The organism is Mycobacterium sp. 4D054 (genome assembly GCF_052245755.1).
In the GTDB taxonomy this organism is placed as follows: domain Bacteria; phylum Actinomycetota; class Actinomycetes; order Mycobacteriales; family Mycobacteriaceae; genus Mycobacterium.
In genome coordinates this window covers 147,393-171,680 of sequence record NZ_JBQQCF010000006.1, presented here as the reverse complement: position 1 = coordinate 171,680, position 24,288 = coordinate 147,393, and the positions used below count along the sequence as shown (strand labels likewise).

21 protein-coding genes are annotated in these 24,288 nt (G+C 68.4%); 6 read left to right on the top strand and 15 right to left on the bottom strand.

Annotated features, from left to right (window positions below):
• Positions 1 to 12: 12 nt before the first annotated feature.
• Together ACTWP6_RS07505 and ACTWP6_RS07500 are read right to left on the bottom strand one after the other, a co-directional pair.
• Entirely contained in the window at positions 13 to 1,335 is a 1,323-nt protein-coding gene (locus tag ACTWP6_RS07505; protein ID WP_260755717.1) for a class I SAM-dependent methyltransferase, read from the bottom strand.
• Positions 1,332 to 2,723, bottom strand: a complete 1,392-nt coding sequence (locus tag ACTWP6_RS07500; protein ID WP_443187254.1) for an FAD-binding oxidoreductase — start codon at positions 2,721 to 2,723, stop codon at positions 1,332 to 1,334. Before ACTWP6_RS07500 ends, ACTWP6_RS07505 begins: the two co-directional genes overlap by 4 nt.
• Before the next feature lie 81 nt (positions 2,724 to 2,804).
• Between ACTWP6_RS07500 and ACTWP6_RS07495 the strand changes: the two genes are divergently transcribed.
• Entirely contained in the window at positions 2,805 to 3,269 is a 465-nt protein-coding gene (locus tag ACTWP6_RS07495) for an SRPBCC family protein (RefSeq protein WP_260755715.1), read from the top strand.
• Here ACTWP6_RS07495 and ACTWP6_RS07490 read toward each other — a convergent pair.
• On the bottom strand, positions 3,266 to 4,003 hold the full coding sequence (locus ACTWP6_RS07490) for an Rv3717 family N-acetylmuramoyl-L-alanine amidase (protein WP_260757844.1): 738 nt from the start codon (positions 4,001 to 4,003) through the stop codon (positions 3,266 to 3,268). The genes ACTWP6_RS07495 and ACTWP6_RS07490 overlap by 4 nt on opposite strands.
• 132 nt (positions 4,004 to 4,135) lie before the next feature.
• Here ACTWP6_RS07490 and ACTWP6_RS07485 point away from each other — a divergent pair, with 132 nt between their 5' ends.
• The 3 genes from ACTWP6_RS07485 to ACTWP6_RS07475 all read left to right on the top strand — a co-directional run bounded on the left by ACTWP6_RS07485 (position 4,136) and on the right by ACTWP6_RS07475 (position 6,285).
• Complete coding sequence (locus ACTWP6_RS07485) at positions 4,136 to 4,468, top strand: YbaB/EbfC family nucleoid-associated protein (protein ID WP_260755714.1); 333 nt, start codon at positions 4,136 to 4,138, stop codon at positions 4,466 to 4,468.
• A 1-nt stretch (position 4,469) separates the two neighbouring features.
• Positions 4,470 to 5,081: a recombination mediator RecR gene (gene recR, locus ACTWP6_RS07480; RefSeq protein ID WP_443187264.1), complete on the top strand. Its 612-nt coding sequence runs from the start codon at positions 4,470 to 4,472 to the stop codon at positions 5,079 to 5,081.
• Between the two features lie 316 nt (positions 5,082 to 5,397).
• The gene (locus tag ACTWP6_RS07475; RefSeq protein ID WP_260755713.1) at positions 5,398 to 6,285 is read left to right on the top strand and encodes a DUF559 domain-containing protein; all 888 of its coding nucleotides are present in this window, start codon (positions 5,398 to 5,400) and stop codon (positions 6,283 to 6,285) included.
• A 51-nt stretch (positions 6,286 to 6,336) separates the two neighbouring features.
• Here the strand turns inward: ACTWP6_RS07475 and ACTWP6_RS07470 are convergent, their stop codons facing one another.
• Together ACTWP6_RS07470 and ACTWP6_RS07465 are read right to left on the bottom strand one after the other, a co-directional pair.
• A complete protein-coding gene (locus ACTWP6_RS07470) occupies positions 6,337 to 7,053 on the bottom strand; it encodes a type 1 glutamine amidotransferase (protein WP_260755712.1) in 717 nt (238 codons plus the stop codon).
• A complete protein-coding gene (locus ACTWP6_RS07465) occupies positions 7,050 to 8,273 on the bottom strand; it encodes a Mur ligase family protein (RefSeq protein ID WP_260755711.1) in 1,224 nt (407 codons plus the stop codon). The genes ACTWP6_RS07470 and ACTWP6_RS07465 overlap by 4 nt, the downstream gene beginning before the upstream one ends.
• 77 nt (positions 8,274 to 8,350) lie before the next feature.
• Here ACTWP6_RS07465 and ACTWP6_RS07460 point away from each other — a divergent pair, with 77 nt between their 5' ends.
• Positions 8,351 to 9,352 carry a DEDDh family exonuclease gene (locus ACTWP6_RS07460; protein ID WP_260755710.1) on the top strand — a complete coding sequence of 334 codons (1,002 nt, stop codon included), beginning with the start codon at positions 8,351 to 8,353 and terminating at the stop codon, positions 9,350 to 9,352.
• 15 nt (positions 9,353 to 9,367) lie between these two features.
• Here ACTWP6_RS07460 and ACTWP6_RS07455 read toward each other — a convergent pair whose 3' ends face one another.
• The 10 genes from ACTWP6_RS07455 to ACTWP6_RS07410 all read right to left on the bottom strand — a co-directional run bounded on the left by ACTWP6_RS07455 (position 9,368) and on the right by ACTWP6_RS07410 (position 22,936).
• Positions 9,368 to 12,595 carry an NAD-glutamate dehydrogenase domain-containing protein gene (locus ACTWP6_RS07455; RefSeq protein WP_443187253.1) on the bottom strand — a complete coding sequence of 1,076 codons (3,228 nt, stop codon included), beginning with the start codon at positions 12,593 to 12,595 and terminating at the stop codon, positions 9,368 to 9,370.
• A 133-nt stretch (positions 12,596 to 12,728) separates the two neighbouring features.
• Positions 12,729 to 14,549 carry a 2-isopropylmalate synthase gene (gene leuA / locus ACTWP6_RS07450; RefSeq protein ID WP_260755708.1) on the bottom strand — a complete coding sequence of 607 codons (1,821 nt, stop codon included), beginning with the start codon at positions 14,547 to 14,549 and terminating at the stop codon, positions 12,729 to 12,731.
• Between the two features lie 164 nt (positions 14,550 to 14,713).
• Complete coding sequence (locus ACTWP6_RS07445) at positions 14,714 to 15,382, bottom strand: helix-turn-helix domain-containing protein (protein WP_260755707.1); 669 nt, start codon at positions 15,380 to 15,382, stop codon at positions 14,714 to 14,716.
• Between the two features lie 9 nt (positions 15,383 to 15,391).
• Positions 15,392 to 16,597, bottom strand: coding sequence for an NAD(P)/FAD-dependent oxidoreductase (locus ACTWP6_RS07440; protein WP_260755706.1), 1,206 nt, complete (start codon positions 16,595 to 16,597; stop codon positions 15,392 to 15,394).
• The gene (locus tag ACTWP6_RS07435; protein ID WP_260755705.1) at positions 16,594 to 17,946 is read right to left on the bottom strand and encodes an FMN-binding glutamate synthase family protein; all 1,353 of its coding nucleotides are present in this window, start codon (positions 17,944 to 17,946) and stop codon (positions 16,594 to 16,596) included. Before ACTWP6_RS07435 ends, ACTWP6_RS07440 begins: the two co-directional genes overlap by 4 nt.
• A complete protein-coding gene (locus ACTWP6_RS07430) occupies positions 17,946 to 18,638 on the bottom strand; it encodes a protein glxC (RefSeq protein ID WP_260755704.1) in 693 nt (230 codons plus the stop codon). The genes ACTWP6_RS07435 and ACTWP6_RS07430 overlap by 1 nt, the downstream gene beginning before the upstream one ends.
• Positions 18,626 to 19,534, bottom strand: coding sequence for a glutamine amidotransferase (locus ACTWP6_RS07425; RefSeq protein WP_260755703.1), 909 nt, complete (start codon positions 19,532 to 19,534; stop codon positions 18,626 to 18,628). The genes ACTWP6_RS07430 and ACTWP6_RS07425 overlap by 13 nt, the downstream gene beginning before the upstream one ends.
• 34 nt (positions 19,535 to 19,568) lie before the next feature.
• Positions 19,569 to 20,876, bottom strand: coding sequence for a type III glutamate--ammonia ligase (gene glnT, locus ACTWP6_RS07420; protein WP_443187252.1), 1,308 nt, complete (start codon positions 20,874 to 20,876; stop codon positions 19,569 to 19,571).
• A 109-nt stretch (positions 20,877 to 20,985) separates the two neighbouring features.
• Positions 20,986 to 22,239, bottom strand: coding sequence for an ammonium transporter (locus ACTWP6_RS07415; protein ID WP_260755701.1), 1,254 nt, complete (start codon positions 22,237 to 22,239; stop codon positions 20,986 to 20,988).
• A gap of 112 nt (positions 22,240 to 22,351) precedes the next feature.
• Complete coding sequence (locus ACTWP6_RS07410) at positions 22,352 to 22,936, bottom strand: nitroreductase family protein (protein WP_443187251.1); 585 nt, start codon at positions 22,934 to 22,936, stop codon at positions 22,352 to 22,354.
• Between the two features lie 86 nt (positions 22,937 to 23,022).
• Between ACTWP6_RS07410 and ACTWP6_RS07405 the strand changes: the two genes are divergently transcribed.
• Positions 23,023 to 24,288: an aspartate kinase gene (locus ACTWP6_RS07405; RefSeq protein ID WP_443187250.1), complete on the top strand. Its 1,266-nt coding sequence runs from the start codon at positions 23,023 to 23,025 to the stop codon at positions 24,286 to 24,288.

Here is a 24,288-nt window from a genome sequence, read left to right as displayed (position 1 = left end):
CGGTCAGGCGCGCTACGCGCTCCACCACGGCCGTAACGGCAATCCGCCGTCGCCGCCCCGTTCGTCCAGCTTGACCGCGAGCACCTGGTGCAGCTGAATGGCGTTCTGCTCGAACCCGACCCGCGAGGCAGCGATATACAGCCCCCACACCTTGGCGGTGGGCAGACCGACCTCGGCCACCGCGTCGTCCCAGTGCTCCACCAGGTTGCGGCTCCAGTCCCGCAGCGTCATCGCGTAGTGGTGGCGCAGATTCTCCTCGTGCACCACCTCCAGGCCGACGTCCTGCACCTCGGTGATGATCCGGCCCGAGCCGGTCAGCTCCCCGTCGGGGAACACGTACCGGTCGATGAAGCCGCCCGCCGTGGCGTGGCTGCGGTTGTTGTTGCGGGTGATGCAGTGATTGAGCAGCAGGCCGCCGGGGCGCAGCTTGGACTTCAGGAACCGGAAGTACGACGGGTAATTGGCGACGCCGATGTGCTCGGTGAGCCCGATCGAGGACACCGCGTCGAAATGGGACTCGCGCACGTCGCGATAGTCACCGTGGCGGACCTCGGCCAGGTCACCGAGGCCGTCCCGCTCGATCGCGGCCGCGGCCCACTGGGCCTGCTCCCTCGACAACGTCACCCCGACCGCCCTGACGCCGTGCCGGGCCGCGTAGCGCACCATGCCGCCCCAGCCGCAGCCGACGTCGAGCAACCGGTCGCCCGGCTTGAGCCGCAGCTTCTCGAACACCAACCGGTACTTGTTCTCCTGCGCCTCCTCCAGGGTGGCGTCGGGGTGCGGATAGCACGCACAGGTGTAGGTCATCGACGGCCCGAGCACCCACTCGTAGAAAATGTTCGAGACGTCGTAGTGGTGCTGGATCGCTTCGGCGTCACGGGTCTTGCTGTGCCGCAACCCCTCTGCGATACGCCGCCACCGCGGCAGTGCCTCCTGGGGCGGCGGCGCGATCGGCTTGAGATGCTCGATCCCGATCGACCTGACGATGTTGGCCAGCACCCGTGCGGGGGGCCGCTTGTATTCGAGCCGATCGGTCAGCGCGGTGAGCAGTTCATAAGGGTCGCCCGGATGCACACCGTTGAGCCGCAGATCTCCGGCGACGTAGGCGCGCGCCAGCCCGAGATCGCCGGGAGCGGTGGCGAGGTAGGTGGTTCCCCTCGGGCTCAGCAGATCCAGGCCGAGCGTCGCATCTTCGGGACCCACGCTGCTGCCGTCATAGGCGGTGAACTTCAGGGGTCGCCGGCCCGCGGCGAAGATCGCCAGCACCTCGGCCAGGGTCAGTTTGTGATCCCCGGGCGCCGCCGGTTCATGGGTACGTTCCCGGAAAGTGGTCATTGTCTCCGCACCGCCTTCGCATACAGATCGAGGAAACGGGAGTCTGGGTCGTAGGTTTTCTTCACTGTTTTGTACATCTCCCCTCCGTAGAGGGAATCAAACTCTTCCGGCGAGTAGTACGCGTCCGAATACAGCGATTTGTGACCCTCGAGCTCGCTGACCTTGCGTTCGATCATCCTGTTGGTGTGGCCCTCTTCGGGGCCCACCGGCACCGACGACCAGAACCCCACGTTCACATAGGTGTGGTTCGGCCGGATCGGGTACAGCGGCCAGTCCCGGCTGTCGCGGAGCCGCAACGGGCACAACCAGATCGGCTCGACCGGCACGGTGTCGAGAAACCACTGCAGGAACTCCACGGTCCGCTCGATCGGCACCTCGACGTCCTGCACCACCCGCTCGCGCGGGGGCCTGCCGTTGCGTTTCTCGATGCGATCGGCGATGTCGTAGCGCTGGTCGTAGCCGATGAGCTTCCAGTAAAAGCTGCTGCGCCGGTACCGCCGTGGCCACCAGCGCCGGATCCGGGGGTTCTGCGCGCCGAAAGCCCTTGAGCACCAGAACCAGTCGGTGTCCCAGCGCCACAGGTAGTCATGGATGGTCAGCCGGTCGTGCTTCTCGGCTCCGTCGGCGGCACCGTCATGCTGGATGGAGCGGTAGTAGATGTCCTGGCCGGTGTAGTCGCTGACCGGACCCGGTGTCGCGGAGCGGTGACCGAGGCACAGGTAGCTCTCGTCGGTGCTGAACACCACGCCGTCGAGGTAGTCCACGACTTCGCCGTTCCAGCCGCCGGTCTCGACGATGCGGTCCATCGCCTCGAGCAGGGCCGGCAGTGAATGAAAACGCAGATGGCGCAACGTAACGAACGGCTTCACCGGCTCCAGTTCGATCGTCAATCGCACCGAATAACCCAGTGTCCCATAGGAGTTCGGGAACGCCCGGAACAGCTCGGGGTTCTCGTCGGGCGAGGCGCGCAGGATGTCGCCGGTGCCGGTCAGGACGTCCATCTCGAGCACGGACTCGTGCGGCAGACCGTTGCGGAACGACGCGGATTCGATGCCGAGCCCGGTGACCGCGCCGCCGAGCGTGATGGTCTTGAGCTGAGGCACCACCAGCGGGGAGAGCCCGTAGGGCAGCGTCGCGGCGACCAGGTCCTCATAGGTGCACATTCCGGCGACCTCGGCGGTGCCGGCGTCCGGATCCACCGCGACGACGCCTGTGAGTCCCGAAGTGTCCAGCCCCTTGCCGGTGTTGCGCGCCCGCGCGCGGAACAGGTTGGACGTGGGTTTGGCGAGGCGGACGGTGGCGTCGGCCGGAATGTCCCGGTAACTGGCCAACAACCGCTGCACGCCGTCGGCGTGAGCGGCCCGTGCGTCGGTCGAGGCAACAGGCACAGATATACGCTAGTCCGAGGTCGACACCTGTGCGACCGCACTCGACTTTCGTGACCCGCTCTTGACAAGGAGATTGCTCTGATGGGACAGGTCAGCGCGACCAGCACGGTCCTGATCGACGCCGATCCCGCGACGGTACTGGGAGCCGTCGCCGACTACCAGGCCATGCGGCCGAAGATCCTCTCCGCGCACTACAGCGGTTACCGGGTGCTCGAAGGCGGGCAGGGCGCGGGCACCGTCGCTGAGTGGAAACTGCAGGCCACCAAGTCGCGCTCCCGCGATGTCAAGGCCAGCGTTGACGTCGCGGGGCGCACCGTGATCGAAAAAGACGCGAACTCGTCGATGGTGACCAACTGGACCGTCGCCCCCGCGGGCCCGGGATCATCGGTGACCGTGAAGACGTCGTGGCAGGGCGCCGGTGGAGTCGGCGGTTTCTTCGAGAAGACGTTCGCCCCGATCGGGCTCCGCAAGATCCAGGCCGAGGTGCTCGGCAACCTCAAGCGCGAGGTGGAGGGGACCGTCGGTGTCGAAGGGGTCCAGGGCTAGGACTGGCCCAGGAACGCCACGACGCCGCGCACGACGGCGTCGGCGTAGCGCTGCCGTCCCTCCGGGGATTTCATCAGCCCGGAGTCGACCGGATTCTTCATGTTGCCCAGCTCGACCAGGATGGACGGGTACTGCGCAAGGTTGAGTCCGGCGATGTCGGACCGCGGGTTCAGGCCTTGCTGGCCGATGTAGGTGGCCGGCGGGATCCCGGACCCGGCCAGCTGATCACGCATCGCCCTGGCGAACTGCACCGACGGGCCGGCCTGCGCGGCATTGAGCGGCGGTGACGAATACAGCACGTGGAACCCGCGGCCGGTGGGCGGGCCGCCGTCGGCGTGGATCGACACCACCGCGTCGGGCGTCAGCGAGTTCGCCATCGCGGCGCGCTCGTCGACGCACGGGCCCAGCCCGGTGTCGTCGCCGCGGGACATCGCGGTGCGCACCCCGAGCGCGTGCAGGGCCTGGCGGACGCGCAGCGTGGTGTCCCAGGCGAAGGTGTGCTCGGGGAAGCCGTCCTCGGTGGAGGTGCCGCTGGCCTGGCAGTCCTTGGTGCCGCCGCGACCGGTCGGCACCTGCCTGCTGATCGAGGCGTCGTTGGAGCCGTTGTGGCCTGGGTCGAGGAAGACGATCTTGCCCGCAAGGTTGGTCGGCGCAGCTTGGGCGGGACCGGCGGGCAGGGCGGCGACGAGCATCGCGGCCACCGCGGCGGCCCCGACACGCAGGATTGCTGGCACGGGCACGGCGACACGGTAGCGCCCGTGCCGACTACGCTGGAAGCCCGAAGTGCCGCTTGTGGACGAGCGCAACCAAGTCGAGACCGATACTTGATCAATCTGCTTACCGAACACGTACGAAGAGGACCAGTCATGCAGCCCGGTGGCCAACCCGATATGTCAGCCCTTCTCGCTCAGGCTCAGCAGGTCCAGCAGCAGCTGATGGAGGCGCAGGCGGCGCTGGCCGCCGCCGAGGTGCAGGGACAGGCCGGCGGTGGGCTGGTACAGGTCACCATGCGCGGCAGCGGCGAGGTGGTGGCCGTGCGGATCGACCCCAAGGTCGTCGATCCGTCCGATGTGGAGACGTTGCAGGACCTTGTCCTCGGCGCCATCGCCGATGCCGCCAAGCAGGTGACCATGCTGGCCCATGACCGGCTGGGTCCGCTGGCAGGCGGCATGGGCGGTCTCGGTTTGCCGGGTATGTGACTTGTTCGAAGGACCTGTCCAGGATCTGATCGACGAGCTCGGCAAGCTGCCCGGGATCGGACCGAAGAGCGCCCAGCGGATCGCGTTCCATCTGCTCTCGGTCGAGCCGCCCGACATCGACCGGTTGACTGCTGTCCTGAACCGAGTCCGCGACGGCGTGACGTTCTGCGCGGTGTGCGGCAACGTCAGCGACGACGAGCGCTGCCGCATCTGCTCCGACCCGCGCCGGGACGCGTCGCTGGTGTGTGTCGTCGAAGAGCCCAAAGACGTCCAGGCCGTCGAGCGGACCCGGGAATTCCGTGGCCGCTACCACGTGCTCGGCGGAGCGCTGGACCCGTTGTCCGGTGTCGGACCCGACCAGCTGCGAATCCGCGAACTACTCAACCGGATCGGTGAGCGCGTCGACGGGGTGGAGGTCGCAGAGGTCATCATCGCGACCGACCCCAACACCGAGGGCGAGGCGACGGCGACGTACCTGGTGCGGATGCTGCGGGACATCCCCGGGCTGACGGTCACGCGGATCGCGTCGGGCCTGCCGATGGGCGGGGATCTGGAGTTCGCCGACGAGTTGACGCTGGGGCGCGCGCTGGCAGGCCGCCGGGCGATGGCGTAGTTCGCGGCTCGCCGTCGCTGCCAACCACTTTCGTCACAGGATTCGACGTTGTGCAGCGGAAGTGCGAGTGGGCGGCTGAGAAACGTGGATAGCTGTGGCTCGCGTGACCGGGGGGAGTGTCGGGGTCGGGTGGCCTAGTCCCATAACCACTTTCGTCACAGGATTCGACGTTGTGCAGCCGAAGTGCGAGTGGACGGCTGAGAAACGTGGATAGCTGTGGCTCGCGTGACCGGGGGGAGTGTCGGGATCGGCGGGACAGCGTGATACGTAAGGTGGTCGCCCGAATCTGTCGGTGGGTATTGGCACCATTCCTGACATGGGTGAAGTCATTCTGGGCGGGGAGGCCGTCCGAGCCGGTGTCGTGACCCGGCACGAGCTCGCACGCTGGTACACGCCGTTGTACCGCGGCGTATTCGTCCCTAAAGGAGTCGACGTCTCGTTGCGCGATCGTGCCATCGGCGCGTGGTTGGCGACTGGACGCAAAGGAGTGATTGCCGGGCTCGCGGCGGCCGCACTGCACGGAGCGCCGTGGATCGATGCCGATATCCCGATCGAAGTGACCGGGGTGAAGCGTCGCACCCAAGACGGACTGATCATCCGGACGGACATGCTCGCCGACGATGAGATCGTCCGGCGCTCCGGTCTTCCGGTCACCTCACGCACCAGGACGGCCTTCGACCTCGGACGTCTGCTCGACCGCAGCGAGGCGTTGGCGCGGCTGGACGCTTTGATGTGGAACCAAGCCTTCTCCATCGACGAGGTCGCCCGGCTCGCCGACCGGCGCCCCCGCGCACACGGCGTAGGCCAGCTGCGTGACCTGTTGCCGCTCGTCGACGGCGGAGCCGCCTCACCCAAGGAGAGCAGAATCCGACTGTGGTTGCTGGACTGCGGTTTTCCGCGCCCGCAGACGCAGATTCCCATCCTGGAGGACAGTCGGCCGGTTGCATTCCTGGACCTGGGTTGGCGACAGTTCAAGGTCGCGGTGGAATACGACGGTGACCACCACCGCAAGAACCGCGAGCAGTACGTCAAGGACATCGCGCGCCTGCGGATGCTCGAGGAGCGAGGCTGGCTCGTCATCCGGGTGATCGCCGAGGACCGGCCGGCGCACTGGCTCGCCAGAACCGAGGCCGCACTGCAGAAGAGGGGATGCCGGTTGGCCGCCACCGAGATGCAGAAGTTCATCAGGACGCTCGCGGCGTAGCCGTGGCCACCTGCCTCACTCGAGCGGGGAGCCGACGGTGGCCCTGCAGGATCACACCCGGCGCGGTGCCGCCAGCCGCTCGCGGCGCAACTGGTGGACCTCCGGCAGATCGAGCGGGGCAAGGGGCCCGACCACCTTGGCGAGAAGATAGTCGGCGAGTTCCGGATTCCGGGCCAGGCAGCACCCGTGCAGGTAGGTCGCGACGATACTGCCCTGTACTGCGCCGTCGATACCGCCCCCGGCCCGGTTGCCCGCCCCCTTCGTCACCTTCGCCAGCGGTCGGGCCTGCGGGCCCAGAACTGTTCCACCCCTGTGGTTCTCGAAACCGGTCAGCGGCTCGGTGAGCCCGTCGATCAGCGGTGTCGCTGCCACCTCGCCGATCGTGCGCTCGGGTTGCGGGGACGTCGTCACGTCCAGCACACCGACCCCGTCGACGCGTTCCCCGGCCGAGGTCTCGTACCAGTGGCCCAGCACCTGGATTGCCGCGCAGATCGCCAGCACGGGAGCGCCCCGTGAAATCGCCTGCTGCAGACCGGGATAACGGGCGAGGTGTTTGGTCGCCAGCCGTTGGGCGTAGTCTTCGGCGCCGCCGAGGGTGTAGAGGTCCAGCTCCGCGGGCACCGGATCGTCGAGCGTGATCTCGATGATCTCGGCGTCGATGCCCCGCAGCCGCAGACGTTGTCGCAGCACCACCGAGTTGCCGCCGTCGCCGTAGGTGCCCATGACGTCAGGCAGCACCAGCCCGATCCGCACCGCAGATTCGGTCATGGCAGACGCCTGTTCAGTTGCAGGAACGCGGTGTAGTTCGCCAGCACTTCCACGTGACCCGGCGGGCACGACGCGATCGCCGCCAGCGTGTCGTGCACCAGGGCGTGTTCGACGCCCGCGTACCCGAGCCGCACCGCGAGGTCGGTGCCGCGCTCGCCGGCGGCCACCACCGGCACCGACTCGAAATGCTCGAAGCGCACGTCCCACAGCCATGACAGGTCCTCGCCGTCGGGGACCTGGCCGTTGACCGCGATCACCACCCCGGCCGCGTCACGGTTCACCATCGCCAGCGCCTCCTGCCAGCCGGCGGGATTCTTGGCGAGCAGGATCCGGGCGGTGTGCGCGCCGACCTGCACGGTGCGGTAGCGACCCGCGACCTCGTCGACCGCGGACACCGCGGACACCGCGGCCACCGGATCCGCACCGAGGGTCACGGCGGCGGCGACGGCCTGGGTTGCGTTGCCGCGGTTCACGGTGCCCGGCAGGGTCAGCGCCATCGGCAGCGACAGCCCGTCGGGCCCGTGGATGTGCGTATCGTCGAACCACCAGTCGGGGTCCGGGCGCGTGAAGTCACATCCGGTCGAATGCCAATGCGCCCCGTCGCGGACGATGACCTCGCCCGAGCGGGGACAGCTGACCGAGTCGCTGGCCCAGCCACCGCCTGCGGCCACCCACACCACGTTCGGGCTGTCGTAGGCAGCCGAGGTCATCAGCACGTCGTCGCAGTTGGCCACGACCACCGTCGACGGATGCCGGGCCAGGCCGGCGCGCAGGGTGCGCTCGATGTGGTTGATCTCACCGACCCGGTCGAGCTGATCACGCGAGAGGTTGAGCAGTATGGTGACCGCGGCCGGCACTGCATCCAAGACGTGCGGGACGTGCATCTCGTCGACCTCGAGGGCGGCCAGCGCTGCGTCGGGCGCGGCGGCCAGTGCGGCGACCAGGCCGGCGTCCATGTTGGCGCCCTCGGCGTTGGTGGCCACCGGCCCGACCGTGCCCAACGCGGCGGCGGTCATCCGCGTGGTCGTCGACTTGCCGTTCGTGCCGGTGACGACGACCGTGCGCCGGCCCCGGCCCAGTTGGCCGAGGATCGACTTGTCCAGCGTCATCGCGACCAGCCCGCCGATCATCGCGCCGGCGCCGCGTCCGGTGACGCGGGACGCCCAGCGCGCGCCTGCTCCGGCGGCCAGCGCGACACGACCGCGTGGGGTGATGACCATTCCCGGCAGTTTAGAAGAGCGGCCGACACGCGGGGTGATGAGCGGGGCTTGTCAGAGCCGCGTGCCATTCTCGAAGGGTGAGTTCAACCGCCGGAAGTCGATGGGGCAGACCCGCCGACGAGGCGGGCGCCGGCTGGGCCGTGGTCGATGTCGAGACCTCGGGTTTCCGGCCGGGCCAGGCGCGGATCGTCAGTGTCGCGGCGCTCGCGCTCAGTGACGACGGCAACGTCGAGAAGAGCCTCTACAGCCTGCTCGATCCGGGGGTGGACCCCGGTCCCACGCATGTGCACGGGCTGACCGCCGAGATGCTGGCCGGGCAACCGACGTTCGGTGACGTCGTCGGTGACCTGTGCGAAGTGCTGCGCGGCCGCACGCTCGTCGCCCACAACGTCGGGTTCGACTACTCGTTTCTGGCCGCCGAAGCCGAGATGGTGCGCGCGGAGCTGCCGGTGGACACGGTCATGTGCACCGTCGAGCTGGCCCGGCGCCTCGACCTCGGCCTGGACAACCTCCGGCTGGAGACGCTGGCCGCGCACTGGGGCGTGACCCAGATGAAGCCGCACGACGCGCTCGACGACGCGATGGTGTTGGCGCAGATCCTCAAACCCGTGCTGGTGCGCGCGCAGGAGCGCCGTAAGTGGCTCCCGGTGCATCCGGTCACGCGCCGCACCTGGCCCAACGGCCGGGTCACCCACGACGAGTTCCGGCCGCTCAAGGCGCTGGCGGCGCGGATGCCGTGCCCGTTCGCCAACCCGGGACGTTTCGTGGCCGGCAGACCCCTGGTGCAGGGCATGCGGGTGGCGCTTGCGGCCGAGGTCGGTCACACCCACGAGGAGCTCGTCGAGCGCATGCTGCACGCCGGGCTCGGGTACACCGAGGCCGTCGACGGGCACACGTCGCTGGTGGTCTGTGACGACCCGGCCCCGGAGCAGGGCAAGGGGTACCAGGCCGGCGAACACGGCGTACCGCTGCTCGGCAGTGCGGAGTTCCTGCACCGCCTCGACTCGGTGATCGGCGGTTCGGCGATCGAGGAGTTCACCGAGCGGTCGCCGGCCGGCGACCAGTTCACCTTGTTCTGACGCAGCGCCTCGGCTTCAGCGATTCGGGGTGAGCCGGCGCAGCTGCGCGGTCGCCACCGACAGGACCGCCAGGTCCGGACTCTCCGTGCTCAGGAACTCGTGCAGGGTGCGGCGTGCGCGCCCGATGCGGGCACGGTTGTGGGACTCGAACTCCTCGATGACGTCCACGTTGTCGGTGTGAGGGCCGACCATACGGTGGACGTCGCGCGCCAGCTCGCGCAGCGCGCGGTACAGGTCCTCGCGTAACGCCAACCGCGCCAAAGCGTTCCACCGGTCGCCGCGCGGCAGCGCCGACACCGCCAGCAGCAGATGGTCGACCCCCAGATGAGCGGACAGCTCGAAGTAGATGTGCGCCAGCCGCGTCGCGTCCTCGTTGTGCATGCAGGCCATCTCGATGATGTCGAGAAGGCTGTAGGCGTAGAGCGACTCGCTGATCCTGCGGGCGATGTCGGTCGGCACCCCCTGCGCGGCGTACCGATCGTGGATCGCGGTGGCGGTCGCGAGCTCACTGCCGCGCAGCATCTCACTCAGCTTGCCGCGCAGCGTCGCCGCGGCCTGGAACCGGGCCACTTCGTCCTCGATCGACAGCGGCTGCGGCCGGTTGAAGAGGAACCATCGGGATGCCCGGTCCAGCAGCCGGCGTCCCTCGACGACGAGTTCGTCGGTCAGCGCCGGCGACAGGCGCGCGGCATGGATGCCGTACCACAGCGCGTCGAGCTCGAACACCTCGGAGGCGATGGCGTGGGCGCGCACGATGTCGGCTGTGGTGGCGCCGGTCTCCTCGGCAAGGCGGAACACGAAGGTCAGCCCCGAGGTCGCCAGCACGTGGTTGCTCACCGACGTCGCGATGATCTCCCGCCGCAGCGGATGCTCGGTGAGCTGCGGGCCCAGCCGCCGCCGCAACATCGCGGGAAAGTACCGGTGCAGCGCGGCGGTGAAGTACGGGTCGTCGAAGCTCTCGGACTCCAGCAGGTCGGCCTTGAGCGCGAGCTTTGTGTGCGCCATCAAGGTCGCCAGCGCAGGCCGGGTCAATCCTTCTCCGGATTTCGCCAGCTCGGCGAACTCGGCTGCGCCGGGCAGATGTTCGCGCTCGCGGTGCAGCCCACGCTCGCGCTCCAGCGCGGTGGTCATGCGCGCGTGCACCGAGACCATCTGGGCCGCGTTGAATCGGGCGTCGCGCAGCAGCCGGTTGTGCGCGCGGTTGTTGGCCAGCACGTGCGCGGCGACCTCGTCGGTCATGTCGGCGAGCAGCGCGTTGCGGGTCGCGTCCGGATACCGGCCGGCCAGCAGGATCTTCAGGTTGACCTCATGGTCGGAGCAGTCCACACCGGCCGCGTTGTCGATGGCGTCGGTGTTGATGGATCCGCCGTGACGGGCGAACTCGATCCGACCGCGCGGGGACACACCGAGATTGCCGCCCTCGACGATGATCCGGGCGCGCACCTCGCGGGCGTCCACGCGAAGGCCGTCGTTGACCTTGTCGCCGACGTCGCCGTGCTGCTCGTCGGAGGCCTTGATGTAGGTGCCGATACCGCCGTTGAACAGCAGGTCGACCGGCGCGCGCAGGATGGCGCCGATCAACTCGTTCGGTGTCAGCCGGGACACGGTGTCCGCGATCCCCAGAGCCAGGCGCATCTGCGCCGAGACCGGGATCGTCTTGGCGGTGCGCGGCCACACGCCCCCGCCGGCACTGATCAACGCACGGTCATAGTCGTCCCAGGACGACCGCGGCAGCGCGAAGAGACGCTGACGCTCGCGATGAGCGGGATCACCGGACGGATCGGGGTCGACGAAGATGTGACGGTGGTCGAATGCGGCGACCAGTCTGGTTCCGCGCCGCAGCAACATGCCGTTGCCGAACACGTCGCCGCTCATGTCTCCGACGCCCACCACACGGAATTCATCTGTGGTGGAATCGATCCCGAGCTCTTCCAGGTGGCTGTCGCCGCTGACCCAGGCGCCCCGGGCGGTGATCGCCATGGCCTTGTGGTCGTACCCTGCCGAGCCTCCCGAGGCGAACGCGTCGCCCAGCCAGTAGCCGCGGGTCAGCGCGACCCCGTTGGCCAGGTCGGAGAAGCTCGCCGTTCCCTTGTCGGCCGCCACGACGAGATACGGGTCCGCACCGTCGTGGCACACGATCCCTTCCGGTGGGGCAGCGCCGTCGGTTGCGGCGTTGTCGACGACGTCGAGCAGGCCCGACACGAATTGCTTGTAGGAGCGCATCCCGTCGGTCGGTGAAGGCGACGGCGACTTCACGACGAAAACGCCTTTGGCGCCGGCCGGCACGATCATCGCGTTCTTGACCGCCTGCGCCTTGACCAGTCCCAGGACCTCGGTGCGGTAGTCGTCGTGCCGGTCAGACCAGCGCAGCCCGCCCCGTGCGACGAGCCCGTAGCGCAGGTGCAGCCCCTCGAACTCCGGTGAGTAGACGAAGATCTCGGACAGCGGCCGCGGATGGGGCAGCTCGAGGATCTGCGGTGCATCGAACTTGTGCACGAGATACGGGGCGGACGGGCCCAGCGTCTCGGGGGCGAACGCGTTGGTCCGCAACGTCGAGTTCACGAGGTTGCGGTACGCGCGCAGGATGCGATCCGCATCGATATGCAGCAGCCGGTCGATCTCGGTGGTGAGCCGCTCATCGGCCGCCGCGATACCGGCAGCCCGTGCGGCGCTGCGGCCGGCGCCCGCGCCGAAGCGGGCCTCGAACAGCGCCACCAGAGCCATGGTGGCGCCGGGATTGTCGAGCAACACCTGCTGAATCCGGCTCTGGCCGTAGGGCAGCGGGAGCTGGCGCAGATAGCGGCTGTAGCTGCGCAGCACTGCGACCTGTTTCCAGTCCAGCCCGGCAGCGGGGATCAGCGCGTTGAACCGGTCGGCCTCGATGCGGCCGGACCAGATGGCGCGGAACGTCTCGCAGATCCGTGCGTCGGCCTGCGCCCAGTTACGCGCAAATCCTTGTGCCCCAGCGGTGTAGGGGTCGAGGAAGAGCTCATAAAGATGGCACGGGGACCCGTCCTCGCGCGACCAGGTGGTGGTGTGTTCGTTGATGACCTCGAGGTCCATGCTCTGCAACGCGGGCAGCATCCGCCGCAGCGGCACCGGCTGAGCCGACGCCAGCACGAACCGCAGTGGACTGTGGGACCCGGGCCGAACGGGATCGTCGCGGTGCACACCCACGACGATCTCGACACCTGCCAACGAGTTCAGCCCTTCGACGCTGAAGAACGAAACTGGGGATGACACCGCTTCCTCCTGACTCAGGCCACACGCCCGGGATCGGGCAGTGTGGCTTATGAGTCTGCAGCGGAAAGCGCTCGGTCAACCTGTGCACACCGTCAACAGACGGTGTGATCACATGACACTGTGTAAACGCGCGTCAGGATCGTGCGGCACGGTTGACCGCGGAGACCACCGCGCGCAGCGACGCGGTGGTGATCGAGGTGGCGATACCGACGCCCCACACGGTCTTGCCGCCGATCGCGGCCTCCACGTAGGCCGCGGCCTGCGCTTCCTCGCCCGCCGACATCGCGTGCTCGGAGTAGTCCAGCACGTTCACGTGAAAACCGATCGCGCCCAACGCATCGACGAATGCGGCGAGTGGGCCGTTGCCTGCGCCGACGATCTCGCGCTCCTCGCCGTCGACCTTGACCACCGCGGTGATGGTGTCGGTGCCGCCGTCGATCTCGGCCGCGTCGACCTTCTGCCGCATCCGCTCCAACGGGCGGATCGGCGCCAGGTACTCCTCGTAGAACGCGTCCCACATCTCCTTGGGCGAGACCTCTCCGCCCTCGCCGCCCGAGCCCTCTGCGATCAATTGGATCACCCTGGAGAACTCGATCTGCAGGCGGCGCGGCAGGACCAGGCCGTGGTCGGCCTTCATGATGTAGGCGACACCGCCCTTGCCGGACTGCGAGTTCACCCGGATGACGGCCTCGTACGTGCGGCCGACGTCCTTCGGGTCGATCGGCAGGTACGGCACCTGCCACAGCAGGTCATCGACGTCGGAGTCCTGTTCGTCGGCCGCGACTTTCATCGCGTCCAGACCCTTGTTGATGGCGTCCTGGTGGCTGCCGGAGAACGCGGTGTAGACCAGGTCGCCGCCGTAGGGGTGCCGCTCGTGGACGGGCAACTGGTTGCAGTACTCGACGGTGCGGCGGATCTCGTCGATGTTGGAGAAGTCGATCTGCGGATCCACGCCGCGGGAGAACAGGTTCATACCCAGCGTCACCAGGCACACGTTGCCGGTGCGCTCACCGTTGCCGAACAGGCAGCCCTCGATGCGGTCGGCGCCGGCCGCATAGCCCAATTCGGCTGCAGCGACCGCGGTTCCGCGGTCATTGTGCGGATGCAGGCTCAGGATGATCGAGTCACGCGGCGTCAGATGCCGGTGCATCCACTCGATCGAGTCGGCGTACACGTTCGGCGTGGCCATCTCGACGGTGGCGGGCAGGTTCACGATCAGCGGCGACTCCGGAGTGGGTGCGATCACCTCGGCGACGGCGTTGCACACCTCGACCGCGTACTCCAGCTCGGTGCCCGTGTAGGACTCGGGGGAGTACTCGAAGCGCCAGAGCGTGTCGGGGTACTTCTTGGCCTCCTCGACGCACATCCGGGCGCCGTCGGTAGCGATCTTGCGCACCGCGTCGCGGTCGGCGCGGAACACCACGCGGCGCTGCAGGATCGACGTCGAGTTGTAGAAGTGCACGATCGCGCGGGGCGCGCCCTGGCAGGCCTGGAAGGTGCGTTCGATCAGTTCGGGCCGGCACTGCGTCAGCACCTGGATGGTCACGTCATCGGGGATGGCGCCCTGCTCGATGATCTCGCGGACGAAGTCGTAGTCGGTCTGGCTCGCCGACGGGAAGCCGACCTCGATCTCCTTGTAACCCATCCGCACCAGCAGGTCGAACATGCGGCGCTTGCGCTGCGGGCTCATCGGGTCGATCAGGGCCTGGTTGCCGTCGCGCAGGTCCACCGCCGCCCACATCGGTGCGGTGTCGATGACCTTGTCGGGCCAGGTGCGGTCGGGCAGCCGGATGGGTTCGACCTCGTCGGCGAAGCTGCGGTAGCGGCTGACGGGCATCTGCGAGCCGCGCTGGGTGTTCCAGGCGGGCTGGCCGGGGTGAGGCGCACCCGACGGGGTGCTGATGGTGCGTACCGAGCTGAAGGCGTCGGCGCTCGGATTGTAGTTCTCAGTCATTTTCGGTGCTCCGGGTTGAGGGGGGACATCAGACCGGCGCATCGCGAAACACCCGCGACGGGAGGCCAGTCTGGATCAGACCCCGTCGCGGCGTCCGAGAAGGAGCACCCGCTGCACGCGAGCCACTGTACTCCGCGACCTCCGCGGGCCAAAACCCGCGCGGCTCACACCTGCGCGTCAGGGAACGCGATCACCGACAGGAAGCGGATCGGCACCTCGACGAGGTCGACGGGGCCGTGCGCACCCTCGCCGTCGATCTGCAGCGAGTCCCCGGGGTGCAGGCGGTACACCGAGCGGCTGTGGCTGTAGTCCATGACACCTTCGAGCATGTAGATGAACTCGGTGCCGGGATGCTGGAACAGCGGGTAGGTCTGGCTCTTCTCCGACAGCGTGACCTCGAGGCACTCCAGCCGTTTGTGCTCGCCGCGCAGCGACCCGAGCAGCTGGTACTCGTGGCCCTCGCGGGTGCCCTCGCGCACGATGCGCGCCCCGGTGCCTGCCTTGACGAACGCGGCCGGCCGCTCCACGTCGGCGCCCCGGAACAGGCTGGTCACCGGCACGTCGAAGCCTTTGGCGAGCAGTGCGAGGGTGGACAGGCTGCAGGAGGTCTGGGCGTTCTCGATCTTGCTCATCATGGCCTTGGAGATGCCCACCCGGGCCGCGGTCTCGGCGACGGTCAGCCCCTGCTGCAGCCGCAGCAGGCGCACGTTGCGCCCGATCGCGGCCTCGATCTCCAGCTCCTCCACCGGCGCGGCGGGATCGCGGTCCCGGGCCGTGCCGGAGGTGTTGCGCAGCAGCGGGCCGGGATCGGCCGGATCTTCGGGGAGGGCCACGATCTCTGTCTAGCGCATCTGCCCGGCGCCGACGTACGGGTAGGGGGTCTTGAGCAGATCGCCCTCGGCGAACCGGGACAGCCGGAAGTCCGACGCGGGGATGCGGGAGTCGCTGCTGTGGCCGTCGACGACGAGATCGGCGACCAGCCGGCCGACCGCAGGCGCGATCTTGAAGCCGTGCCCGCTGAACCCGGCCGCGATGACGAGCCCATCGAGCGGCCCGGTGGAGATGATCGGGTTCCAGTCCGGGGTGACGTCGTAGCAGCCGGCATAGCTACCCGAGATCGCGGCGTCGGGGAAGCCGGGAAAGCGCGTGCCGACCTTGTCGACGGTGATGTCGACGAAGTCGTCGGTAGCCCGGTTGAGGTGGTCGTCGGGGTCTGCCGGCTCGATCGCGTCATAGCCGGGCAGGTCGCTGTTGCCGAACAGGATCTCCCCGCCGACCTCCGGGCGCACGTACTGCAGTGACACCAGATCGGAGAAGACGGGCAGCCGCCTGACCGCCGTTTCCTCGATGCCGGGGTCGATCATCACGATCTGCTCCCGGATCACGCGGATCGGGACGTCGATGCCGTAGGGCGCCAGGAACGGCCGGGTCCACGCACCGGTGGCGACGACGACGGCGCCCGCCGAGATCTGCCTGCCGTCGGCGGTCCGGACACCGGTGACCCGCTCACCCTGGGTGAGCAGTTCGGTCACCGGGGTGTGCTGTCGCACCCGCACCCCGGCCGCGCGCGCCGACGTCGAAAACGCCTGCGCGGTCTGATAGGCGTCGCCGTAGCCGCCGCGGGCCTCCCAGCCAAACGCGGCAAACGGCGTCAGGTCCGCGAACGGCCACAGTTTCGCCACCTCGTCCTTGTCGATCTCCTCGGTCTCGACCCCAACGGCGCGTTGCGCGGCAAGGCTTTTGCGCATCGACTCCACGTTCTGGTCCGCGACCCCGACCACGTAGCCGGTCTGGCGGAAGCCGATGTCGCTGCCGAACATCTCCTCGGCTTTCTCGAACACCTCGAGCCCGTCGGCGGCCATCGCGGCCAGCGAGCTCACGCCGTAGTGGCACCGGATGATGCCGCTGGACTTGCCCGTCATCCCGGACGCGACGGTGTTGCGTTCGGCGACAACGACATCGGTGACACCGCGGCGGCTCAGCGCCCACGCGGCCGCGGTGCCCTCCAGGCCGCCACCGACGATGACGACGTCGGCTGTCTCGCTCACCAGGCTCCTCCGTTGCGACCGGGAATCCAATCGGTGCCGGCCAGCGGGATCCGGGCCATCGCCGCAGCCTCGATGCTGACCGCGACCAGATCGTCGGGCTCAAGGTGGCACACGTGGGACTTGCCGCAGGCCCGGGCGATGGTCTGGGCCTCCATGGTCAGTACCCGCAGATAGTTGGCCAGCCGGCGCCCGCCCTCGATCGGATCGAAGCGGGCCGCGAGCTCGGGGTCCTGGGTGCTGATGCCCGCCGGGTCCCTGCCGTCCTGGAAGTCGTCGAAGAAACCCGCTGCGCTGCCGAGCTTCTCGTACTCGGCGGCGTAGCGCGGATGGTTGTCGCCCAGCGCGATCAGCGCCGCGGTGCCGATCGCCACGGCGTCGGCGCCCAGCGCCAGCGCCTTGGCGACGTCCGCGCCGTTGCGGATGCCGCCGGAGACGATCAGCTGCACACCGTCGGGTCGGCGGTGCACCCCGAGTTCCTGCAGCGCCTGCACGGCCTGCGGGATCGCCGCCAGCGTCGGGATCCCGACGTGCTCGATGAACACCTCCTGGGTGGCGGCGGTGCCACCCTGCATACCGTCGACCACCACCACGTCGGCACCGGCGTGTACCGCGAGCTTGACGTCGTAGTACGTGCGGGTGGCGCCGACCTTGACATAGATCGGCTTCTCCCAGTCGGTGATCTCCCGTAGCTCGTTGACCTTGATGGTCAGGTCGTCGGGACCGGTCCAGTCCGGATGACGGCACGCCGAACGCTGGTCGATGCTCTGAGGCAGCGTGCGCATACCGGCGACGCGCTCGGAGATCTTCTGCCCGAGGAGCATCCCGCCGCCGCCCGGTTTGGCACCCTGGCCCAGCACGATCTCGATGGCGTCGGCCTTCCGCAGGTCGTCGGGGTTCATCCCGTACCGCGACGGCAGGTACTGGTACACGAGGTACTTGCTCTGGCCACGTTCCTCCGGGGTCATCCCGCCGTCACCGGTGGTGGTGGACGTACCGGCCTCGCTGGCGCCGCGACCGAGGGCCTCCTTGGCCGGACCCGACAGCGCGCCGAAGCTCATGCCCGCGATGGTGACCGGGATATCCAGGTGCAGAGGGTGTTTGGCGAACCGGTCGCCCAGCACCACATCGGTGGAGCAGCGTTCCCGGTAACCCTCCAGCGGGTACCGCGACATCGACGCGCCGAGGAACAGCAGGTCGTCGAAGTGAGGAAGCGGGCGCTTGGCGCCCCAGCCGCGGATGTCGTAGATGCCGGTGTCGGCGGCTCGTTGGATGGCCGCGATGGTGGCTCGGTCGAAGGTGGCCGATTCACGCAGGCCGAGCCGCGCGCGGTCGTCAGGACTGTGGCTCATCAGTAGGCACTCGCATTGTCGATATGGAAGTGGTACAGGGATCGGGCGGACCCGTACCGGGTGTAGGTGTGGGTGTCGTCACCCTCGAATCCTGCTGCTTTGAGCAATATTTCGAGCTCCTGATGATGCTCCTCACGCATCGGCTTGGACACGCAGTCGGCGCCGAGTGACGCGACGTCGCCGCGCACATAGATGCGGGCCTCGTAGATCGAATCGCCCAGCGCCTCGCCCGCGTCGCCGCGGACCACCAGCCGCCCGGCCTGGGCCATGAACGCGCTCATGTGCCCGACGCTGCCGCCGACGACGATGTCGATGCCCTTCATCGAGATGCCGCACCGCGCGGCCGCATTGCCCTCGACGACCAGCAGGCCGCCGTGCGCCGTGGCGCCGGCCGATTGCGACGCGTCGCCCTTGACCCACACCGATCCGCTCATCATGTTCTCGGCGACACCGGTTCCGGCGTTGCCGTTGATGATCACGTCGGCGTGCTGGTTCATGCCCGCGGCGTAGTAGCCGACGTGTCCGTCGATCGTGACGGTCACGGGTGCGTCGAGCCCGACCGCGACATTGTGGGCGCCGGCCGGGTTCTCGATGACGAAGTCACCGGCCAGATCCGGTGCGTGCAGCGCGGTGTTGACCTCGCGCAGCGTGGTGGTGCGCAGATCGAAGCGCGTCGTACCTATCTGCTCCACGCGTACACCACCTCGGGCTCGGGCTCCCAGATGCGAGCCTTGTCGACACCGGGAAGCGCTGCCAGCGCCCGGTATTCACTTGCCATCGCCACCCACTCGTCGGTCTCGGCGATCACCGCCGGCTTGCACGCGATCGCGTCGCGCACCACCGCGAACGAGTCCCGGTTGGACACCAGCAGCGTGTAGAAGCCGTCGAACGTCGCACAGAGTTCCTTCAGCGCGCCTTCGACGTCGCGTCCTTGTGCGAGCAGTTTGGCGATGAAGCGGGCACCGACCTCGGTGTCGTTCTCGCTGTCGAAGCAGACACCGGAGGCACGCAACTCCCGGCGGATCGTCGCGTGGTTGGCGAACGAGCCGTTGTGCACCAAGCACTGCGCCGGGCCGACCGCATACGGGTGGCACCCCGCGGGCGTCACCGCCGATTCGGTGGCCATCCGGGTGTGCCCGACACCCTGCCAGCCCTGCGCCGTCGCGAGATCCCATCCGTCGGTCAGGGCGCGCGGATGTCCGACACCCTTGAGCACCGCGACGTCCGGACCGAATCCGGCGACGAGGGCCTCGGGGTAGGCCGACCGCACCGCGGTCAGCAGGACCTCGGAGTCGACGTCAGCCGACAACACATAGCTGACGTCGACGGCGACCCCTGACACCTCGGCACCGAGGGCCACGGCCACTGCGGCAGCGACCTGGTCGGCGTCTTCCGCACCGCCGGTCCCCAGGTCGGCCACCGAGACGCACCCGCGACCGGGCGGGGACCACGCCGGGTCGCCGTAGACGGCGACCCCGGCCGAATCGCTGCCGCGGTCTCCCATCTCACAGAGCATGCCGGTGAGCAACTCACCGAGCCGGGGGTAGAGCTCGGGTGTTCGCAGATGCAACCCGACGATCCCGCACATAGCGCAATCCCTTTCGTGTCGAGACGGATACGGCTCAGAAGGCCGTCAGATAGTGGTCCAGCTCCCACGCACCGACCGTGCTGTGGTAGGAGAAGAACTCCTCACGCTTGACGTTGGCGAAATAGGCCGCGACGCCTTCGCCGGCCGCGTCGAGTACCCCGGTCACGACCGGGTCGGACTCGAAGTCCTCCACCGCGTGCAGCAGAGTGAGTGGCAGGGTCCGGGTGTTGACGCCCTGACCGACGGCGCCGGGATCGGTGCTGCGTTTGATGCCGTCGAGGCCGGCGCCGAGCGCGGCGGCGATGGCCAGGTACGGGTTGGCCGAACCGTCCCCACCGCGCATCTCGATCCGGTCGGCGTCGGGCACCCGGATGTAGTGGGTGCGGTCGTTGCCGCCGTAGGTGGGCAGTCGCGGCGCCCAGGACGCCCCCGAGGCCGTCGCGACGGCACCGGTTCGCTTGTAGGAGTTGACCGTCGGTGCGACCACGGCCTGCAGCGCGCAGGCGTGCTCGAGGATGCCGCCGATGAATCCGTAGGCGGTGTCGGATAGGCCGAGGCCGCGCTGGTCGTGGTCGGCCGGGAAGACCGGGGTGCCGCCGCTGGTCAGCGACAGGTGCAAATGCAGCCCGTTGCCGGTCTTGTCACCGAACGGCTTGGGCATGAAGGTGGCGATCATGCCGCGCTCCGCGGCGATCATGGACAACAGGTAGCGCAGCGTGATCACCCGGTCGGCGGTGGTCAGCGCGTCGGCGAACTTGAAGTTCTGCTCGAACTGCCCGTTGCCGTCCTCGTGGTCGTTGGCGTAGTTGGACCACCCCAGCTGGTTCATCGCGGTCGACACCGCGGTCAGGTGGTCATACATCCGGGTGACGCCGCGGGCGTCGTAGCACGGCTGCGCGGCGGTGTCGGCGGTGTCGGCCACCGAGATGCTGCCATCGTCGTTGCGGGACAACAGGAAGTACTCGACCTCCGCGCCCACCCACGGCTCGAAACCGGCGTCCGAGCAGCGCTCGATGACGGATTTCAGGATGACGCGGGGCGCGTAGGGCCATGGCTCGCCGTTCACGTGGGGGTCGCAGTGCACGATCGCCAGCCCCTCCTTGATGAACGGGATCGGAGTGAACGACGCCGGATCCGGGAGGGCCATCAGGTCCGGATCCTTGGGTTCCTGGCCCATCGCGCCGACGGCGTAGCCGGCGAAGCCCACCCCTTCGGTCGCGAGAAGGTCGACCGCCTCTACGGGCACCAGCTTGGCGCAGGGCTTTCCGCGCAGGTCCACGAACAGCGCGAGGATGAACTTCGTTCCATGTTGCTCGGCCAGGGTGGCGAGATCTTCTGCCATGTGCGTTCCTTGTCTCGTGTTATGAATCAAAGTATCACCGTGGGAAACCTCCCGCACGGCGAAACGGCCGGCGCGGACCGCGGGGGCCCGCACCGGCCGGTTGCTCGGCTCAGGCCGGCTGGATCTCGTAGGACGCTTCCCGGTGGAACGCCGCGTCGATGCCCGTCTCTTCGTCTTCGGGCGAAATCCGAATGCCGACAGTCTTTTTAAGGACGAACGCGATAGCGAAAGCGACGGCGAACGAATACGCCATCACCGCGCCTGCGGCGATCGCCTGCTTCCACAGCTGATCGATGCCTCCGCCGTAGAGCAGCCCGTTGGTGCCGTTGGGCATGCTGTCGCTGGCGAGCAGGCCGATGAGCAGCGTGCCGATGACCCCGCCGACCAGGTGCACGCCGACCACGTCGAGCGAATCGTCGTATCCGAAGCGTTCTTTGAGGCCGACCGCGTACACGCAGACCGCGCCGGCGATGGCGCCCAGGACGATCGCGCCGACCGGGGTGACCGCGCCGCAGGCGGGCGTGATCGCGACCAGTCCGGTGATCGCGCCGGACGCCGCGCCGACACCGGTGACGTGTCCGTCCCTGAACTTCTCGACGGCGATCCACGCCAGCGTCGCCGCGCACGTCGCGACGAACGTCGTCACCATCACGATCGCGGCCGAATTACCCGCGGCCAGGGCCGACCCGCCGTTGAACGCATACCAGCCGGCCCACAGCAGGCCGGCGCCGAGCAGGGTCAGCGGAACGTTGTGTGGTTTACGCAGCTGCCCCCAGTTCCTGGATTTGCCGAGCACGATCGCCACGGCCAGCGCCGCGGCGCCGGCGTTGATGTGCACCGCGGTGCCGCCGGCGAAGTCGATGGCGCCGAGCTTGTTGGCGATCCAGCCGCCGACCGAGTTCTCGGTGACCACCCCGTCGAACGCGAAGACCCAGTGCGCGACCGGAAAGTACACCAGCACGGCCCACAACGTCGCGAAGCCCATCCACGCGCCGAACTTCATCCGGTCGGCGACCGCGCCGGAGATCAGCGCGACGGTGATCGCGGCGAACAGCGCCTGGAACAACGAGAACAAGCTCACCGGCAGGCCGTCGACGGTCGTCATCGGCTCCATCAGGTTCTTCATGCCGGCGAACTCGGTGAAGCTCCCGACGAACCCGCCGTAGCTGGTGCCGAACGTCATCGAGAATCCAAACAGCACCCACAGCACCCCGACGAGCGCCGCGGCGCCGAACGTCATCATCATCATGTTGGTCGAGCTCTTGACGGACACCATGCCGCCGTAGAACAACGCGAGCCCGGGGATCATCAGCGTGAGGCCGATGATGCAACAGAGCATGAACGCGGTCGTCCCTGTATCCATAAGGCCGATCTCCTCGCAACCGCGGCTCCGAGCGGAGCCGTTCAACGTCAGTTACCGACGTTTCTGTTACGTGGACGGTCATGCCGTGTTGCAACGCGGTAAACCTGCGGCCTTAAGGAGTCCAGTTGAGGACGATTTCGCTCAGCGGGAGCCGGTGCCGGGGCAGCCGGTCCCGCTCCGTGATCTCCGGCGCAGCGTCGGCGTAGTCACCGAGCCTGCCCACTGCGATCACCACCAGCGGGCGCAGACCGTCCGGCAGCGCGAAGGCTTCGGCTGCTCCCGCCGCGTCGAACCCGGCCATCGGGTGCGCGATCAGCCTCCGGGAGACGGCCTCGATGGTGATGTTGGCCATAGCGGCGCCCGCGTCCACCGCGGCGTAGCGCTGCGTCTTGTCGTCCTCGCCGTCGTCGGCGCAGAGCAGGATCAGCGCGCTCGCGGCCCGGGCGTAGCTGTTTCCGCGCCTCAGCAGCGCGGCGATCGCGGTGAACGTCGTATCCGCACGCAGCCCGACCACGAACCGCACCGGTTGCCGTCGTCCCCACGTCGGAGCCCATCGCGCGGCCTCCAGCAATGCCGCCAGCTCGTCACGGGTGAGCTGGTCGGTGGGGTCGAAAGCGCGGGGGCTCCAGCGCTCGGCGATAGGGGGATGGATCGGCACCGAGGTGACGGCCGACCGGTCGCTGGGTGCGGCGGGCACGCCCTGCACGCTACCGGCGGGGAAAACCAGGTGCGCGCAGCCCTTATCCTTTATGAGATCTCCCCAGCTTTCGGAAGGTGCAAGCAGTGGCGCTCGTCGTACAGAAATACGGCGGATCCTCGGTGTCCGACGCCGAGCGGATCCGCCGTGTGGCCGAGCGCATCGTCGAGACCAAGAAGGCCGGCAACGACGTCGTGGTGGTCGTCTCGGCGATGGGCGACACCACCGACGAGCTGCTCGACCTGGCCAAGCAGGTGTCCCCGGCCCCGCCCGCGCGCGAGCTGGACATGCTGCTCACCGCGGGTGAGCGCATCTCGAATGCGCTGGTCGCGATGGCGATCGAGTCGCTCGGTGCGGAGGCGCGCTCGTTCACCGGATCGCAGGCGGGCGTCATCACCACCGGCATCCACGGCAACGCCAAGATCATCGACGTCAACCCGGGCCGGCTCCGCGCCGCGCTGGACGAAGGCAAGATCGTGCTGGTCGCAGGTTTCCAGGGCGTCAGCCAGGACACCAAGGATGTCACCACGCTGGGCCGCGGCGGGTCGGACACCACGGCGGTGGCGGTAGCCGCGGCGCTGAACGCCGACGTGTGCGAGATCTACACCGACGTCGACGGCATCTTCACCGCCGATCCGCGCATCGTGTCGAACGCCAAGCGCCTCGACACCGTGTCGTTCGAGGAAATGCTGGAGATGGCCGCCGCCGGAGCCAAGGTGCTGATGCTGCGCTGCGTCGAGTACGCGCGCCGGTACAACCTGCCCATTCACGTCCGGTCGTCGTACACCGACAGGCCGGGCACGCTCGTCAAAGGATCGATGGAGGACATCCCGATGGAAGACGCCATCCTCACCGGAGTTGCACATGACCGCGGCGAGGCGAAGGTGACGGTCGTCGGGCTGCCCGACGTGCCGGGCTACGCCGCCCGGGTGTTCCGCGCACTGGCCGAAGTCGACGTCAACATCGACATGGTGCTGCAGAACATCTCGAAGGTCGAAGACGGCAAGACCGACATCACGTTCACCTGCTCGCGCGAGAGCGGGCCGGGTGCGGTGGAGAAGCTCACCGCGCTGCAGGACGAGATCGGCTTCACCCGCGTGCTCTACGACGACCTCATCGGCAAGGTGTCGCTGATCGGTGCCGGGATGCGGTCGCACCCCGGTGTGACGGCGACATTCTGTGAGGCGCTGGCCAACGCGGGCATCAACATCGACCTGATCTCCACCTCCGAGATCCGGATCTCGGTGCTGATCAAGGACACCGAGCTCGACCGGGCCGTCGCCGCGCTGCACGAGGCGTTCGGTCTCGGCGGTGACGAGGAAGCGGTCGTGTACGCGGGGACGGGGCGCTGA

What these genes read in the sequence shown, in the direction of transcription:
- ACTWP6_RS07505 (WP_260755717.1), bottom strand. Translation starts at nt 1,335, where the DNA reads ATGACCACTTTCCGGGAACGTACCCATGAACCGGCGGCGCCCGGGGAT.
- ACTWP6_RS07495 (WP_260755715.1), top strand. Translation starts at nt 2,805, where the DNA reads ATGGGACAGGTCAGCGCGACCAGCACGGTCCTGATCGACGCCGATCCC.
- ACTWP6_RS07485 (WP_260755714.1), top strand. Translation starts at nt 4,136, where the DNA reads ATGCAGCCCGGTGGCCAACCCGATATGTCAGCCCTTCTCGCTCAGGCT.
- ACTWP6_RS07475 (WP_260755713.1), top strand. Translation starts at nt 5,398, where the DNA reads ATGGGTGAAGTCATTCTGGGCGGGGAGGCCGTCCGAGCCGGTGTCGTG.
- ACTWP6_RS07470 (WP_260755712.1), bottom strand. Translation starts at nt 7,053, where the DNA reads ATGACCGAATCTGCGGTGCGGATCGGGCTGGTGCTGCCTGACGTCATG.
- ACTWP6_RS07465 (WP_260755711.1), bottom strand. Translation starts at nt 8,273, where the DNA reads ATGGTCATCACCCCACGCGGTCGTGTCGCGCTGGCCGCCGGAGCAGGC.
- leuA (WP_260755708.1), bottom strand. Translation starts at nt 14,549, where the DNA reads ATGACTGAGAACTACAATCCGAGCGCCGACGCCTTCAGCTCGGTACGC.
- ACTWP6_RS07435 (WP_260755705.1), bottom strand. Translation starts at nt 17,946, where the DNA reads ATGAGCCACAGTCCTGACGACCGCGCGCGGCTCGGCCTGCGTGAATCG.
- ACTWP6_RS07425 (WP_260755703.1), bottom strand. Translation starts at nt 19,534, where the DNA reads ATGTGCGGGATCGTCGGGTTGCATCTGCGAACACCCGAGCTCTACCCC.
- glnT (WP_443187252.1), bottom strand. Translation starts at nt 20,876, where the DNA reads ATGGCAGAAGATCTCGCCACCCTGGCCGAGCAACATGGAACGAAGTTC.
- ACTWP6_RS07415 (WP_260755701.1), bottom strand. Translation starts at nt 22,239, where the DNA reads ATGGATACAGGGACGACCGCGTTCATGCTCTGTTGCATCATCGGCCTC.